Source organism: Komagataeibacter melomenusus, assembly GCF_013155395.1.
Classification (GTDB): Bacteria; Pseudomonadota; Alphaproteobacteria; order Acetobacterales; family Acetobacteraceae; genus Komagataeibacter; species Komagataeibacter melomenusus.
Genome location: NZ_JABJWC010000040.1, coordinates 17,527 through 34,802 on the forward strand (window position 1 = coordinate 17,527; position 17,276 = coordinate 34,802).

A 17,276-nucleotide genomic window follows, 5' to 3' on the forward strand; every position below is an offset into this window, starting at 1 on the left:
GTTTGCCAACCATGCGCGACCTGGCAATCAGTGATTGACCAGATCGCGACTGCGCGCATATGCGGCTCTCTGGCCGATCTGGCGCATCTGCGCACGCAGCCCCTTTTTGCCGGGAGTTGGCTCGTTGGCGTGATGGCTGCCGCGATGGAAATCGGGGTTGAAGGCAAGCCAGTTCATGTCCTGCTCCACGACCTGCATCGCGCGCTCCACCGCCTGCGGAATGGACGGATCATTGCCCATTTCCCATGCAGGATGTTCATGCCCGATCACCACATGCACATCCACTTCCGCCTCATGGCCATATTCATCGCGGCCGATCAGGGCCAGGTCGATGGACCCGGTGGCCTCATCCGGTGCAACCATGGAAAAGCAGCGGCGATCCGCATCGAACGAGACCCAGTCCGGCAGTGGCGCCCCACCTGCCTGGCGTGCCGTAATGGTCAGGTTGAGATCCGTTCCATCCGAGCTGATGAAGGCACCAGCCGGCACATCGATATCGTATTTCTGGTTGGTGGTCACAAACCGGTAGAGTGACGTGCCGCGTATCCATGTCTGGTGCGCAACGCCAAAGCCACGCTGGAACTCGTTCTCGAACCCGTCCTCCACCGATGTCTTGAGCAGATCGGAAGAACTGAGGTCATTATTGAGGGTCGAACCCGAAAGGGCAGGATTGCCCTCCTGCGGTGTCACGTTCGTGTTCAGCGCCACGGTGGTCTGCGAGACATGACTGGTCTCATCAGCCATCAGCGCCGAAACATCGGCCACCTGTGCCGCCGTGCCCGTGGCCAGCGTGCTGTTGGTCTCGACCAGTGCCGCAGACAGGCCGCCCGGCGTGCCGGTAAAGCCTATGACCGGCGCAAAATGCAGTTCCGCGTTGGCAGGCAGCACAAGGGCGGCCGTGGCGGAAACCGAAGTGCTGACATTCTGCCACGTCCTGCCCCCATCGGTTGAATACTGCCATGTGCCCTGCGTTGCCGGGTTGGCCGTATTGCCCACAATGGCAACGCCCTGCAGATGGTCGGCCACCGAGCCATCAGGATTGGAAGCACTGCGCTGCTGATCGGCCTGATCAGAGAAAGTCGGCCCGAACAGGCTCGACACGCTATCGCCCCTGACCTGCTGGTTGCTGGTATCGGCCGAGGGCAGCGTGGCGCTGCCACTGGCTACCGGTGCGTCATTGACCTGTTCAACACTGGTGCTCACCTGCACTGGCACCACGTCAAGTGCGGTGCCGCCGCCGGTATTGCTCACATCAACCCCTGTTGCAACGCCGGTTATGGCATTACCCGCCACGGCCTTGCCATCCGCCCCCGTGAAAGCGGTGGCAGCCGTATTATCGACCACCGTTGCCGTAAACGAGATGTTGGACGGATCACCATTGAAGTTGGGCGCGGGCTGGAACCAGATCTGCGCATCCTTGGGCAGCACGACCGCACTGGTGGCGGACAGATCAGTCGGCAGCGCCTGCGCCGTGCCACCGGGCACGGAATACATCCATGTCCCTTCGCTGGCGGGCGTGGCATTGCCGGTAATGGCAACGCCGCCCACGCCATTCGGGTCGGTGGTGGTGAACAGTTGCGAGACCGTTTCCTTCGTGCCCGGCTGGTCTTCCTTGCCAGGCGTAATGTTTACCGCCGTATGGACATCCGGATTAACAGTGACATCAAGCGGCTGGCTGTTGGTGCTGACCGACCCGTTGGGGTGATCTTGCTGCATCTGGGTTATGTTCACGCCCGTCAGGGCCGTGGCGGTGCCATCGAGCGCCTGCCCGGTCACGCTGGTGGCAACGCCATCGCTGGTGCCGGTCAGGGGCACGTCAGCCGAGGTCTCGACAACCTGCGTGATCAGCCCGCCCGGCGTGCCGGTAAAGTTGGGCACGGGGTCAAAGCGCACCTTGGCCTGGTCGCCCAGCACCACGGCATTGCTGCCTGAAACATTGGCGGGCACGTCCGTCCATGTCTTGCCGCCATCGGTGGAATACTGCCATGTGCCCTCTGTTGCGGGATTGGCCGTATTGCCGGTAATGGCCACGCCAGCCAGATGGTCGGCGGTGGAACCGGTGGGGTCGGCCGCGCCCTGCTGGGCATCGGTCCCGTCCTGCACGGCATTGGAGTACAGACCCGCAACCGTGGCGCCCGTATTGGCGCTGTCAGCACTGTTGGAGATCACATCAGGCAGCGTATAGGCGCCGCCCGAAGGGCCAGCCGCCATCGTCGGCGGGTCATTGACCGGCGTCACCGCGGTGGACAGGTCAACCGTGCCTGCACTGAGTGCGGTCTGCCCGCCACGGGTCGAGACATCGGCGCCTGCTACCGCCATCGTGCCGGAATCCAGTGCTGCACCGGTCAGCGGCGTGCCATCCGCCGTGGTCAGGGCCTGCCCGTTCGCCCCCACAAGGGCCGGGCTGCCTGATGAGGCGCCCGAATTGTCGATCAGCACGACCTTGAGGTCATCGCCACTGACAGGCTGGCCGTTATAGTTGGGCGCAGGCGTAAACTGAAGCTGCGCATCCTTCGACAGCACGAGCGCATTCGTGGTGGAGACGGCAGCCGAAAGCTGCGTCCATGTCTTGCCGCCATCGGTGGAATACGACCATGTGCCCGCAGCCGAGGGCGTGTAACCCACCACGGCCACGCCCGCCATGGTGTTGGCGGTGGAGCCATCGGGGTTGGTCGCACTCTGCTGCTGGTCGGTCTGATCGGAGAAGTAGCTACCAAACAGACCCTGCACGCTCGTGGCCTGCGGCGTGTCTTCCGTCACCTTCCACGAGGCGGGCTGGTCCCCAGTGACCGGGGTTGCACCGGGGGTGGTATTATCGGCCACCACGTTCGGGGCGTCGTTCACGTTGTCATCCATCAGCGCCACGCTATCCGTGGCCGATGAATAGGCCGAACCCGGCGTGTTGGTGCCCGTGCCCAGCGTCGCTGTAGCGGGCAGCGCGGAGATGCTGCCATTGGCCGCGCCGTCAAACTGGTCCCATGCGCGGAAGGTCAGGGCATCATTGACCTTGCCGTTCCAGTTCGGGTCGGTGGACTGGAAATAGACCCGCGCCTGGCCATTATCGATCAGGTGCAGGGCATTGCCACTGCCAACTGCATCGCTTGCGCCGCTACCGGCGAATTCGGTCCATGTCTTGCCGTTATCGGTGCTGTACCACCATGTGCCATGAGTGGTATCGGCACTGGTAATGGCAATGCCGGGCAGCGCCGTGGTGCCTGCGGCACTCTGGCCGGTCAGGCCCGCGCCATCAGGATCGGTCACGTTGCCTGCGCCACCACTTGCCCCTGCATAACCCACAAGCTGCGAGACCGCCGTACCCACCGCACCCTGCGGCGGGGCAGAGTCCTCCTGCGCATCGTTGAGGGAAACCGGGACCGAGGGATCGAGCACCGGGGAATCATTGGCGGCAGTGACCGCAATCGTGCCGTTGGTGACGATGGGCGTGGCCGCCCCGTTTTCATAAACCGATATGCTCACATTGCGCGTGCCCTCGATGGGCGTATCGGAGCTGTCGTAATATGTCAGGGTAGCCAGCGTGGCCTGCCAGTTCTTGAGCGTGGTGGCAGTGCCCGTGGTCAGGGTCAGGGTGCCGGTTGCGCTGTCGAAGCTCGCGGTAATGCCGCCCGCCGTGGTGGCGGCCAGCACGTCCTCCGCCGTGGCGGAACCGACCTGCACCGTCACTTTCTGGATCGACCCCGCACCCGTGCCCGATGCATCCTCTACCTGGACATAGGCCCCCAGATTGGTCGCCGCCGTTGCGGGCGATGCATCATTGGGTTCGGTAAAGGTGGTGGCAAAGCGGCTGCCGCCAACACTCACACGCGTGAACATGGGCGCGCTGGTCTGCACGCCCCCCGTACCCTGTGCGCCCGTGGTGGCCTGCTGACCCGTGGCGGGTTGCGGGCCCGTAAGGGCGGTATTGCCATCTGAGAACGTGGCCCCCAGCGTGACATCAAGCTGCGTTGCCGGATCGGTTGCCGCAGGCGTGTAGGTATAGGTCAGGTCCTGCGCCAGTGTTGCGATGCTGGTCTTGGTGGCGGATGCATTGAACGTGAACTGCAGCACGCCACCCGTGTCGGTATAGGTGCCGATTGCGGTACCGTTCACGCTCACCTGTCCTTCCGCCATGCTCACGTTGGTGCCCGTCGCGCCAAAGCTGTCCGTGGCCGAAGGGGCGGCCTTGCCATCAACATAGCGCTGTACCGTCAGCATCGTGCCAGCATAGCTGTAGGTGCCGCTTTCCTTCGTGGTCAGCGTATCGAGTTCGTGGTCATCCACCGTTACCCCGCCATCGCCAATTGCCGTGGTGGTGCCAGCGGTCGGGACGTGGGGCGTGGTGTCCTGCCAGCCTGTTATGGTGGGCGCGGTATCGGGCAGTTCATAGGCCAGGTCGGCATGGGTTGCGCTCATGCCACTGGCTGAATCCGTATCGGGGCTGACAGCGGTTGTGGCAGATGTTACCGCGCCATCATGGTTGTAGACCTCCGTCTCGCTGGCAGGCACGCCATCCGTGCCCCCCGTGGTCGGCACGGTAATTTCCGCAATGGAGGATGCGGGCGAGCCATAAACCGGCACCAGCGCCGCGTAGTCGCCACTGGCATCGGTCTTGATACCGGTCTGGATAAGACCGGTGGCATAGGTACCGTCCTGCCCGCGCGCGGTCACCGTAACGCCTACGCCGTCCAAGGCGGTATCGATGGCACTGTCATAGGTGCCCGGCGTATTGCCCAGCGCCTGCCAGACCTGGCCCGACAGCGTGCCAAGACCCATCGTGACCGAGCGCTCATAGGTATCGGCTGGATTGGTGCCTGCCGTACCATCCTGCCCGGCCGAGCCATCGCGGCTCTGGTCCGTTGCGCCCGAAGCGCCGCCAGCCAAGGCAGGCTGGACGCCGGACAGCGATTCCCACGTTACATTGGTCGTGGTCTTCTCCAGCCCCTGCGTCAGGTCTGTCAGCTTGACCGTATAGGTCACGGTCTCGCTCGCACCGGCGGCCAGTGTCAGGCCGTTGGTGGTCACGCCTTTCGCATCGGAGGCCGCCACGCTGCCGCTGGCATTGATCGTGGTATCCACCGTGCCCGCACCCGTAGCCACGACAGCGCCTTCAACGGTTTCCTGCTCCGCCACCAGCGGGTCATTAAGGGCGACATCATAGGCCGTGGCATCGCCGGTATTGGTCAGGGTATCGGTAAAGGTGACGGTACCATCAGTGTAGTCGATCGCGGTAACCGCCTTGCCCAGCGTGACGGTGGGTTCCTTGACCGTTTCGGTCACGGTGGATGCGGGGGTAGACTGGGTTGATGTGGGCGTTGGTGACGTACTGGCCGTCAGGCTCTCGCTCAGCGCGGTGCCGTCCTTGTTGGCCGTGGTATTGAGCACCGTGCCCGCCACCTGGATGATGGCATAGTTGGGAACGGATGACGTGTCGTTGTTGGTGACCGTGCCGAGATTGATGGTGAGCACGGTCTGGCCGGAGGCATCCGTTGTCACGCCGGTTATGGCCGCGCCACTGCTATTGAGCATGGCCTCCGCCGCACTCGAAAGCGTGAAGGTCTTGCCGTCCACCTGCACGGCCGATGTCGTCCCTTCCGCAATCTGCGAGGCAGTACCAAAGCCGGACGATGTAACTTCCCCGCTCGGGCTGGCCAGCAGCAGGCGCAGCGATGTGGGGTCAAGCTGCACGTTGTCCGGCACCTTGAGGGTCAGCGTCACATCCTGGTTCTGTCCTTCGGGGATCGAGACTTCACCCTGCAGGGTCACCTGGTCGCCAGGCACGGTATTGGCCGCCGTAACCGGCTTAGCGGGGGAAATGCCGCTGGTGGTGGCATTGCTTTCACCAACGATGTCGAGCACGGAGGTGAAGTTGCCAACCGCTGGCGCGTCACTGACCGTGCCCTTGAACGCTTCAGGCACGTCCTGCGGTGTTTCCGGTGCATCTCCCGATCCGGACGAACTGCCCGATGGCGGCATGAATTCGTAGCTCTTGGGCGCCGAATGCCAGGTGTAGTTGTCCGTTACCGCAAGCTTCGTGCCTGCTGGCAGGTCGGAGGCGACCGTGCCGGTAATGGTGTAGGTAACCGGGGCATCGGTGGGGGCGAGAGAGGCAAGCTGGGACAGGGCGACAGATGTCTGCCCGGCAGCGACAGTGATGGTCTGCCCTCCGCCCGTGATGGTGACGTCCTTCAGGTCCGAGGGCAGCGTAATGGCGCGGTCGACGTCATAGGCCGTGACATCACCGTTGTTGCCCAGCGTCAGGGTATAGGTAACCTGCTGGCCGCTGTACAGCGGCTGGCCGTTGGTGTCATCGGTAATGGTTTCGGTGAGGGAGGGCTTGCGCTCGGTTACGGTCACATCGGCGGGGCCGGCCTGCTCGGCCACGGTGCTCGTGTCATCATGCACGCTGTAGTTCAGCACCGCCGATGACGTGATCGTGGCGGCATCGGCTGGCGCATTGTTCTCGCCATAATAACCGTTATAGGCCAGCGTGATGGTGCCAGGCGTGGAACTGGAATTGGTAACCGTCTTGCCAAGGTCAAAGGTAAGGGTGGTGGTGTTATCAGCGTTCTTGACCACCGTTGGCGCAGGCAGGTTGCCACTGGCATCGGCGCCTGATGCGGTCGCGCCGGTCAGGGTAGCGGTAAAGCCTCCGGCATAGTCCACGCCAGCGGGCAGGGTTTCCACCACGGTCACATCGCCCGCGCCATTGCTGAGCGTGCCCTCGGGCACGGTTACGGTAATGGTGGTGGTCCGCGTCTCGCCACTGACGATTGTGCCGCTGGAAGTGGCTGTATCCACGCCATCATTTGCAGGCAGGTTGGACGGGCCGATGGTCTTGCTGATGGTGGGTGCCTGCAGGGTGACGCTGGCCGGGTCGGTCAGGTCAGATGCCTGCCCGCCAAGCGGCACGCCATTGGTCACGAACCCGTCGCCCTGCGCAACCGCGCCGGGGCTGTTGCCAAAGTTCACCACGTTTGCGCTGGCCACCAGCGTATCGCCCAGGTTCTGGCCGGTAGGCAGGGCCAGGTCATAGGTAATGGTCAGGTCCTGCCCCTTGGCCAGGACCGCGGCGGTTGCCGATGTGGCCGGTATGGTCAGACCGCCGGTGGTGAAATAGCTGTTGGCGGCAGTCGTGGCATCCGCCGCCGAGGAATAGACCACCGTGCCATCAGGGCGCGTGATCTGGAAATTCGTCACATCCGCCGTGGAGAACCCGGCAGGCAGGGTGCCCGATACAGTGAGGTCGTACATGCCCGCCGAGCCGGTATTTTCCACCGTGGAGGCAATACGCACGGTATCACCGCCCTCGGCACCCGTAGCATTGAGGTCATTGACCGCGCCAAGGCCGCTCACGCCACCTGCGGGAACCGATGTATAGGCGCCCCCATCCGATCCTGCCGCGTTGAAGGTGGTGGTGGGATCGGTATCCGTCCCCTCATCTGTCGCCTGGGGCGTATAGGTGACCTTTTCCGCGCTGGTGCCATTCATGACCGACACCACACCCGTCTTGATCTCGGCCGCAGGCTCGGCAACCGTAACCGACTGCAGGGTAGACTGGGCCGTCTGGACATTCTGCCCATTGGTCAGGGTGGACTGCTCTTGGCTGGTCAGGCTCAGGCCATCGGCAAAGGGGCTTGATGTAGCCTTGAGGGTAAACAGCACGGCCACCTGCTTGCCCGCATCACTGGTGGCAAGCGTGTCGCTGTTGCCCATATCGAAGCTGATGCTGTTGGTCGCGGCCTGCGTCGAGACCGTGATCTGCTTCGTATCCACGCCGCTTGGCACGCTCACCACGCTGTAGGTGCCAGCCGCCTGCTGGGTCGGGTCCGTGCTGGTGGCAGCCGTGAAAGCGGAATCACCGTTGCCCGTGGGGTTGCTCGTGTCATAGAGCGGCAGGGGCAGGTAGGATGAGAGGTTCAGGTCGGTATAGGTGCCGGTCTGGAGGGTATAGGTTGCCTCGTAGGTCACCGTGTCACCCGCCTGGATGGTGGGCGCATCCGTGCCCGTAACGGCATTGCCATTGATGGCCACGATCTTCAGCCCCGTCGTGCCCTGGGGCACGGAAAGCGTGCTGCCTGAATCGTCCTGCACCTGCGAGGTCGTGCCATCGAGGCCTGTTGCCTGCGCGCTGACACTCACGCTGCTGCTGATCGTATCGCCTTCGGTCACCGGGGTATTTGTGGCCGTATAGTTATCGTTTACCGTGCTGGCATAGCTGATCGTGCCCTGCTTGCCCGCCCCCATGGCTGGCAGGCTGTTATCGGCCAGATACTGGGCGATGTTCATTTTCACCACGGTCTGCCCGTTCTCGCCCGGCGTGGCCGACCAGTAGCTGCTGCCCAGCTGCACGGTATGGGACGTACCGGTGGCATCGGTATAGGTAAAGGTGGGGCTGATGCCCGGCTGCAGGCTCTGGCCATCACTCAGCGTGGTGGTGACCACCATGCCGGTGCTGGAATAATAGTCCGAATTCTCGATATGGATGTCATGCGTGATGGTATCGCCGGGCATGACCTGCCCGGCGGCCAGGCCGGTGGCGCTGCCATCCGCATTTGTGATCGTATCCGTCTCCTGCACCGCGAAGGCCTTGGCGTTGAACGTGGTGGGCGATGTGTTCACCGTCTGGTCCAGCGCAACGGGCGTGGCTGTCTGGCCCTCCGTCACGGGCGGGGTCCAGCTGCCGGTATAGGATATGGTCGCACCCGAAATGGTGGTGGGTGACGTCGTGCCACCAGAAGCATTGAGGATTGAATTCCCGGCTGCATCCGTCTGGCCCACATAGACCGGAATATCAATCTTGTAGGGCGCATTTGCGCTGTAGGCCACGCTATCGAGCGTAATCTTGACCGACCCGCCTTCCTTTGAGCCGTCAGCAGGCGGCACATAGGTGGCCGTGCCGCTGATGGTCGAGCCATCGGCGCCGGTCAGGGTAATGGGGCTGTTGTTGTAATTGACGCTGTCAGGCAGGGTGACATTGAGCGTCATGTCCTTGATGGCGTTGCCCTGCGTTGCTTCGGCAGGGGTGACGGTCACCTCGTATGTGGCGGGATAATCCGGGCCGGTAGGCACTTCATCCTCGCCACGCGGCGAGGTAATGATACCGGCGCTCACCTGCACGATATTCTGGTCAACGCTATGGGTCACGACCGCGCCCTGAATGGTCGGGTCGGTGCCGGGGTCATTGAGCGCATCGGCGCCATACTGGTAACCACCGGCAGCGGCGATGGTAACGGGGGTGCCAGCACCTGTGGGCGCATCAACGGACTCGGTCGTGGTGTTGGCAAAATTCGCCGTAAGCGTGATGGTCGGCTGCTTGGGCGTGTAACTGCCAAACGGCAGGGAAACCACGTACATGGTATCGCCCGCCTTGAAGCCCGCAGGCGCCGTGACAAACTGCGGCTTGCCATCCGTGCCGCTGCTGTATGGATTGTAGGCCCCGATCTTGCCATCGACAGCCACCAGCGTGACAGCCTTGGCGGACAGGCTCTGGCCCAGATAGGTTACAGAGGTCAGCGGGGTATCCTGCGTGGCGTTGGTCGGCGCGAATATCTCGACAAAGGGCGCGTACCCCACGGCAGTCTGCGCGCCGTTGGAAAAGGTGATGGTCTGGGAAAAGGCATTGCCCAGCAGGTTGCTGGTATCGGTAGGGCTGGCAATGGTGACGACGGCCGTCGGGCTGTCGAGCACGCTGTCATAACCGGCCTCGGCTGCGGCAGAGAACGGCGCGTCCACCGCATTGCCGTCCAGCCCGGCCGTGCGCTCCAGGGTCCAGTCCCCCCCAGCACGCCAAGGCCCGTGGCATCGGTCGAGGCGGCAACACCCGCGCCGGTCAGGGTATGCAGGTCATCGACCAGCGCCTGACCGGCCGCCCCCTGCCCTACGTCGCAGCCCCAGAACAGGATCTGGCCCTTCGCCCCCAGCGCATCGCCCCACTGCGCCACCTGCGTGCTGTCCGCCATGAGGGTGGCGGCATTGATGGTGCTGCTGCCAAGCTCGATCTGGCCCGCCTGCCCGTAGGTCAGGAAGCTGACACTGTTGAGGTTCTGCTGGTGCGACAGCACGCGCGAGACGACGGACATGCCATCACGCGTATTATCCACCACCACCACGCCCACGTTATCGCCCAGCGAGGCGGTGAGTTCGCGCCAGTCGCTGACGCGGGAATCTACAAAGACGATATCGGTAAAACGGTCTTTTTTTCCACCATCACGGTCATGAAACGACCGGCCTGTACCAGTGGTTGCAGGCATATCGGGCAGGGAACCGACGGCTTCATCCACAACAGGCGCATCATGGGCATTTTCCCCCTGATTCTCGTGGTGATGCCGGTCTACCCCATGGTGATGGGAGACATGCGCCACGCTGCCATCAAAGAGGTATCTCTGCTCAAGAATCAGACGCATGAAAAATCCATCTTTATTAACATTTTATGTAGGAATGTCAGATTATATGGATTCCGTAAGGCCTCCATGACCTGAATCATTACCACATCCCACCGCGCCCGGGGCGCGCTCTTCATTCCCGAATTTCATCTACATTTTTTTTTCGCTAGTTACAACAAATGAAGTTGACATGCATCTGACGGCACCATAATTACCATGTGAACATTGTTTGTCGCGTTCTATATCGTAATTCAGGCGGGCAATCCCGGGTCTATATCTATAGATATCCAGTCAGTGACGGACCTGCTTCCATCGCTTGGGTTGTTTTTCCTGCTGGCCTGGAAATAAAGCGGAAATTTATGGTAACTCCTGTGACGCATCAGCTTACCCGTGGCAGATTACGTCTGGCCGCATCCTGTGCTGCGCTTTCCACAATTGCACTTCTTGCCGGGTGTGGCATGCGGCCCAAGCCCATGCCGCTGGCTGACCATATAAAGCGTGCGGATGCGGATCATGCCACGATCGAGGCACGTTATCTGCCGCTGGACGGTGACCTGACACTGGGCACCGCCATCGCGCGTGCGCTCAAGTTCAACTATGATTCACAGGTTGCCAAGCTTGAGATCAACCAGCAGGAAAAGCAGCTTGATCTGGCCCTGATGCAGATGCTGCCGCACCTTGCGGCCGATGCAGGCTATACCGACAGAAGCAACAACAATGCTGCTGAAAGTATTGATGAATTCAGCAACCAGCGCTCGCTGGACTATTCGTATTCCGAAATGCCCAGCCATGGCAGCGGGGATATCAGCTTTTCATGGAACGCGATGGATGCGGGGATCAGCTATTTCTCCGCCCGCCAGCAGGCCTTCCGCGCGCTGATTGCCGTCGAGCGCCGCAGGCGTGCCATCAACGACCTGGTCAAGGCCGTAACCACCAATTACTGGGAAGCCGCCGCAGCCCAGGTCATGCTGCCCCGCCTTGACCCCATCATCCACGATGCGGAAACCATGCTGGCCGCATCGCAGGATGCGGGTAACGCCCACCTCCAGTCCCCCCTTACGCTGCTTGATTACCAGCAGAACATCATCCAGATCCTGGGTGAGATGCGGCGCATCAAGGATGAACTGGTCGGCGCGCAGATCCAGCTCGCCTCGCTCATCAACGTGCCGCAGGATGAAAAGCTCAACCTGGCCACCCACCCGCAGGATGTGCAGCCGCTGGGCAACCTCGACATCCCCACACTCGAGCGCATGGGGCTGGTCATGCGCCCCGAACTGCGCATGGAAGTGTACCAGCAGAAAGTTGACCGGCAGGATGTCTATAAGGAAATCCTGAAGATGATGCCCGGTATCGGCGCCATCGGCAACGGCAACTTTGATTCGAATGCCCTGCTCTACCACCATATCTGGGGGCAGATCGGGGTGCGGGCGACCGTCAACCTGATCAACATGATCCAGGGGCCGCGCGCGATCGCCGTGGCCAAGGGCAATGTCAAGCTCTCGGAAATGCGCCGCCTTGCGCTGAGTGTCGCCATTCTGGCCCAGATCAACCTGAGCGCGCAGAAATACGTTACGGCAGTGGATTTTCTCAAATCCTCGCGGCAGATCAACGATGTGAGCCTGCAGATGGAGCAGCTTGCCGTCTCCGCTTCCGCAGCAGGCGCACAGTCCGAGGCCAATCGCGTGCGCCACCAGATGGCGGCCCTGCTGGGCCAGCTTGAATACAGCCGCAGCCTTGCCCATACGCATCAGGCGCTGGCCAACCTGTATGCCTCCATCGGCGTGGACCTTGTGCCCGCCAATGCCGATATTCAGGACCTCAAGCACCTGACAGCGCAGGTCGAGCATTCCATTGCCCTGTGGGAAAACGGCCGCCTGCCTGACCTGACGCTGCCCGATAATGTCAAGAAACCGGATGCAGGCAACAGCACGGCACCTGTCGCTGTGCCAGTATCAGTGCCGCAGGCTGCGCCGACCGCCACGCCTGTCGCGCAGACGGCTACGGCACAGCCGGCCGCCACACCGGGCTGACCTGCCATTCTGAGAATTGTTATTAATAAGTAATGTTGTAAAGCCTCATCGACCCGGGTGGTCGTGGCGCCTTTATTCCGGAAGGCCGGTTGTATATATGCGCATGTATTCGTTTGTCTCCACGCTGGCGCTTGCCCTTGCGCCCGGTATGGTCCTGGCCCAGACAGCACGACCGGTCGCACCCGCTGACATGACACCGACCGCCACGGCATCTGTCCCGCAGCCTGATGTTCCCCCCACGCCGGAGCCGGACAGCACGGCGGTCCATGCCCCCAGCGTGCAGGTCACCGCGCCCATGAGTGCGCAGATCAGCGCCAGCATGTCGGGCCAGCTTGAAAAATTTCCCCTGCGCGACGGTGACCATTTTCACAAGGGCGACATCCTGGCCGCGTTCCGGTGCGGCCAGCAGAAGGCAACCCTTGCCCACGCCCATGCCGAATACATCAAGCGTCGTGGCCTGCTGGATGTGCAGAACAAGATGAAGGCGCTGGGTCAATGGAGTGTATCGGACCTGCGCTCGGCCGCAGCCGATGAACGCGCGGCCAATGCGGACCTGGAAATGGCCACCGCCGTTGTGGCCCAGTGCGAGATCGAGGCCCCGTTTGACGGGCGTGTCTCCAATACCATGGTGCATAATTACCAGTATCTTTCAGCCGGGACCCCCATGCTGGAAATACTGGATGATACTTCGCTTGAACTGTCCATGATCGTCTCATCCATGGAACTGCGCCATCTGCAGCCCGGCACACCGTTCAAGGTTCATATACTGGAGACGGATGCCACTTACCCCGCAACCGTCAGCCGCATCTCGGGCAAGGTTGACCCCGTGAGCAAGACCATCAAGGTCTATGGCAAACTGACCCAGCCTGCCCCCGACCTGCTACCGGGCATGACAGGAGAAGCCCAGTTCGGTCAATGAGAGCGGATGGCTGACGGATCATGACTTCCCCCCCGCCTGATCCCGTGCGCCTGCAGCAGGGCCGGCAGGCCGCATTGCTGCGGCTGTCAGCCCTTGTACATCTATGCGAACGCCTGCGCACCTGCCCGCCCGATGAACTGGATTTCGTGCTGGTCAACGAAAGCCATAATCTCCTTCCCTACCAGCAGGCCGCCCTTTACCGCACGGATAAGGCAGGGATAGCCGCCATATCCGGCACGGCGGTGTTCGATTCCGCCGCCCCCTACGTGCGCTGGCTGGGCCGGGTGTTCGAGAGCATCACGCCACAGGCGCAGGCCAGCGCGCTTGACACGGCAAGCCTGCCTGCCTCACTGCGCGATGAATGGCCCCAGTGGATGGCCCCCCATGCCGTGCTCATTCCGCTGCTCGGACGGCATGGCCGGGTGGGCACGCTGCTCGTTGCACGAGAGGATGCATGGACACAGCCCGACATCCAGGCCCTGTGCATGATTGGCGGCGAATATGCGGAAAGCCGGCAGCTTATCGCCTCTCAACCGCCAAGACCGCGCGATACACGGATGCGCAGGCGCGTGGGCGCGGTCATCGCGGCAGCGGTGCTGGTGGCGTGTTTCCCGGTCCATTCATGGGTTCTGGCCCCGGCTGAAGTTGTGCCGGTTGCCCCCACTTTCATCCGCGCGCCCTTTGCCGGTATCGTCCACCAGCTTGATGTTGCTCCCAATACAGCCGTGCAGGCGGGCACGCCGGTGGTGGAACTGGAGCGCGCGCAGCTTGAAAGCCAGTACCAGGTTGCCCGCAAGGCGCTGGAAGTGGCCCGCACCCAGTATGATGAAGCCATTCAGGCAGGCATGCTTGATGCCAAGGCCCGTGCGCAGGCTGGTGAACTCAAGGGCCGCATTGATGAGGAAGCGGCCCAGATGCGCTACCAGAGCGAACTGCTGCACCGCGCTACCCTGACCGCCCCGATAGACGGGCTGGCGCTTTATAACGACCCTTCCGAATGGATAGGCCGCCCGGTGGAAGCTGGCGAGCGTATCCTCATGGTGGCTCCTGCCCTGTCGCGCCGGATCGAGATCCGCCTGCCCGCAACCGAGACCGCACATTTCCCCCCTGATGCGCGCGTGCGTTTTTTTGACAATGTGCATCCCGATCATCCGGCGGAAGGGCATCTGGTCTTTGCCTCCTACGCAAGCACGCCCACGCCTGCGGGCACGCTGGCCTATACCCTGCGTGCCGACCTGGACAGCGACATCCGCCTTGGCCTGCGCGGCACTGCGCGCATCTACGGCCCACGGCACATGCTGGTGCTGTGGGCGCTGCGCAAACCACTGGGCGTAGTACGGCAATGGCTTTCCTTCTAGTCGGCCCGCAAGGCGGCGCATGAACGCGCCCTCCCCCTGGCCTGCCCTGCGTGATGACCTGGAACTGTTACGGGGGCCCGTTGTAACCGGCGCACCGACATGGACGCTTTATGACCCCACCCGCCACCGTTACGTGCGCCTTGGCAGCATGGAAATGGAAATCCTGCAACGCTGGGACCTGGCTGACGCGGACACGATTGCCCGCGTTGTGCGTGAGCAGACCACGTTTGATGCACAGCCTGCCGATGTCACGGCCTTTGCCGCCTTCCTGCGGCAGGCCGGGCTGACCACGGCACAGACCAGCACGGACAGCGCGCTACTGGCCCGGCAGGCACGCAAGCCGCCATTGCTGTCATGGATACTGCATCATTATCTTTTCCTGCGGGTACGGCTGTGCAATCCCGATCCTGTCCTCAAACGCTGCGTGCCGCTGACAAACTGGCTTTTTACCCGCGCATTCTGCATCGGGCTGGCACTGGCGGTGGGGCTGGCGGTCATTCTGGTCGTGCAGCAATGGAGTCTTTATGTTGCAGGATTCCTGCATCTCATCACCCCGCAAGGGGCAATCGGCATTGCTCTGGCGCTAACATGCAGCAAGATGGTGCATGAACTGGGCCATGGGATCGCGGCACGGCACTTTGGCTGCCGGGTCCCTGCCATGGGGATCGCCTTTCTGGTCCTGTGCCCCGTTTTATGGACTGATACAACCGATGCGTGGCGACTGGTCCGCGCGCGCGACCGGCTGGTCATCGACTGCGCCGGGATGGTGGCGGAAATCACGCTGGCCACGCTGGCCACCATTATCTGGAGCGTCACACCTGATGGCCCGCTCCGTGATGGCCTGTTTACGTTAAGCAGTTCGACATGGATCCTTACCCTGTCGGTCAATCTCAGCCCACTGATGCGGTTTGACGGGTATTATATTCTCTCTGACCTCATGGGCATTCCCAACCTGCAGGAACGCGCCTTTGCGTGGACACGCTGGCGCACCCGAAAGTTCCTGTTTGGCATGGATATGCCCCCGCCCGAGGTCTTTCCCGCATATAGGGGGCTTATGCTGTTGGGCTACAGCATGGCAACATGGCTTTATCGTTTTTTCCTGTTCACCGGGATTGCACTGGTTGTCTATCATGCGGTTTTTCCCGCGCTGGGCGTGGTTCTGATGGGCATTGAAATCTGGTTCTTTGTTGCCCGCCCCATCATGGGAGAACTGGCACAGTGGGCACGCCAGGCCCTGCATGCGCCAGCCAGCCGCCGCGTGCATGTTACGGGCACGGCATTTGCCATATTGATTGCCCTTCTTGTGCTGCCATGGAGCCACACTGTTCGCGCGCCTGCCGTATTGCGGGCGGAAGGGCAGAGCATGCTGTACACGCAGGACCCCGGCCAGGTGGTGCGCCTGCTGCCCACAGGCAGCCTGGTACGGGCAGGCGAGACCGTGGCCGAACTACGCTCCCCCCAGCTTGACCATGACCGTGCCGTATCAATTGCACGACTGGCAACGCTGGAAGCCACGCTGTCGGAACGGATGTTTGGCGTGGAAGATACAGCCTCGCTTGATGATACGCGCGACAGGATCGAGCAGGAAACAGCCGAGCGCCTGCGGGCTGAAGCCGCGATAAGGCAGTTGACCCTCACCGCTCCCTTTGCCGGCATGCTGGTAGATGTTCCACCGGAAATCCATGTCGGTAATACACTGAAACAGCATGAGTATATCGGATCAATCATAACAGAAGACCACGCCGCCATTGAAGCATATGTGCATGAAACGGACATCAGCTTCATAAAGCCTGGAGCAAAGGCCAGTTTTATGGCCACCAACCCTAGTGCCAAGCGGATAACGGGACATGTACAGTCGATTTCGGTTGCATCGGTCCCTGAAATCGATGCCTTGGAACAGGCCTCCCTTTATGGCGGACATATCAAGGCACACCGGGACGAGACCAGCCACAGGATCGTGCCGGAAGAGGCGGTCTATCAGGTTATTATCCTGCCCGATGGGCCGCTGCCACCGGTCTGGCAGCGCATAAGGGGAATGGTCCGCATACATGCCACCGCCACCAGCTTCGTGCAGCGGACCTATCGCAAAATCGTCTCGGTCTTTATGGGAGAAGCTGGGCTGTAGCAGCAATACGCAGGATCTATTTATGGATTGAGACCGGTTAACCCTACGGCGTGTCGTCAGTTAAGCCCTGAGTGCGATACATGAGGATTGTACTTTCTGGCGCTTTATGATGTCTGTTTTCCCGGTTTTGAGGGAGACAGACGAAGGCGACGTTATGGTTTGCGCGACGACCAGTGGAAGAGAATAAAGGACCTTCTTCCCGGTCGTGAAGGTCATATCGGCGGCACGGCTGCGGACAACCGTCTATTCGTAGAAGCGGTACTGTATCGCTATCGCGCGGGCATTCCATGGCGTGATCTTCCTGCCCGGTTCGGTGACTGGAAAAACGTCGCCTTTTGGGGTCTGTTTGGAATTGATTTTTCACAAGGTCCCTGATGTGCTTTAAACTGCATATGGATCGCTTGATATTGACGGATGCCCAATGGGCGAAAATGGAACCGCTGTGCCTTGGCAAGCAAACGGATC

General features: G+C 61.7%; 5 protein-coding genes and 1 pseudogene. 5 read left to right on the forward strand and 1 reads right to left on the reverse strand.

Translation table 11 applies throughout. The annotated features are described in order from the left end of the window. Positions 1-27 precede the first annotated feature (27 nt). The gene (locus HNW77_RS13520; protein WP_172158304.1) at positions 28-9,729 is read right to left on the reverse strand and encodes a hypothetical protein; all 9,702 of its coding nucleotides are present in this window, start codon (positions 9,727-9,729) and stop codon (positions 28-30) included. A gap of 1,108 nt (positions 9,730-10,837) precedes the next feature. Between HNW77_RS13520 and HNW77_RS13525 the strand changes: the two genes are divergently transcribed. From HNW77_RS13525 to HNW77_RS13545, 5 genes and pseudogenes are all read left to right on the forward strand, one after another. Continuing rightward, on the forward strand, positions 10,838-12,409 hold the full coding sequence (locus tag HNW77_RS13525) for a TolC family protein (RefSeq protein WP_241694476.1): 1,572 nt from the start codon (positions 10,838-10,840) through the stop codon (positions 12,407-12,409). A 97-nt stretch (positions 12,410-12,506) separates the two neighbouring features. Further along, entirely contained in the window at positions 12,507-13,328 is an 822-nt protein-coding gene (locus tag HNW77_RS13530) for an efflux RND transporter periplasmic adaptor subunit (protein WP_172158307.1), read from the forward strand. Between the two features lie 20 nt (positions 13,329-13,348). Continuing rightward, on the forward strand, positions 13,349-14,686 hold the full coding sequence (locus HNW77_RS13535) for an efflux RND transporter periplasmic adaptor subunit (RefSeq protein WP_241694477.1): 1,338 nt from the start codon (positions 13,349-13,351) through the stop codon (positions 14,684-14,686). A gap of 19 nt (positions 14,687-14,705) precedes the next feature. After that, positions 14,706-16,811 (forward strand): HlyD family efflux transporter periplasmic adaptor subunit, encoded by a 2,106-nt coding sequence (locus HNW77_RS13540; protein ID WP_172158309.1) that lies wholly within the window; start codon positions 14,706-14,708, stop codon positions 16,809-16,811. 96 nt (positions 16,812-16,907) lie between these two features. Beyond that, positions 16,908-17,138, forward strand: a pseudogene (locus tag HNW77_RS13545) (transposase); the annotation flags it as partial. Between the last annotated feature and the right edge of the window lie 138 nt (positions 17,139-17,276).

What these genes read in the sequence shown, in the direction of transcription:
- HNW77_RS13525 (WP_241694476.1), top strand. Translation starts at nt 10,838, where the DNA reads ATGCGGCCCAAGCCCATGCCGCTGGCTGACCATATAAAGCGTGCGGAT.
- HNW77_RS13530 (WP_172158307.1), top strand. Translation starts at nt 12,507, where the DNA reads ATGCGCATGTATTCGTTTGTCTCCACGCTGGCGCTTGCCCTTGCGCCC.
- HNW77_RS13535 (WP_241694477.1), top strand. Translation starts at nt 13,349, where the DNA reads ATGACTTCCCCCCCGCCTGATCCCGTGCGCCTGCAGCAGGGCCGGCAG.
- HNW77_RS13540 (WP_172158309.1), top strand. Translation starts at nt 14,706, where the DNA reads ATGAACGCGCCCTCCCCCTGGCCTGCCCTGCGTGATGACCTGGAACTG.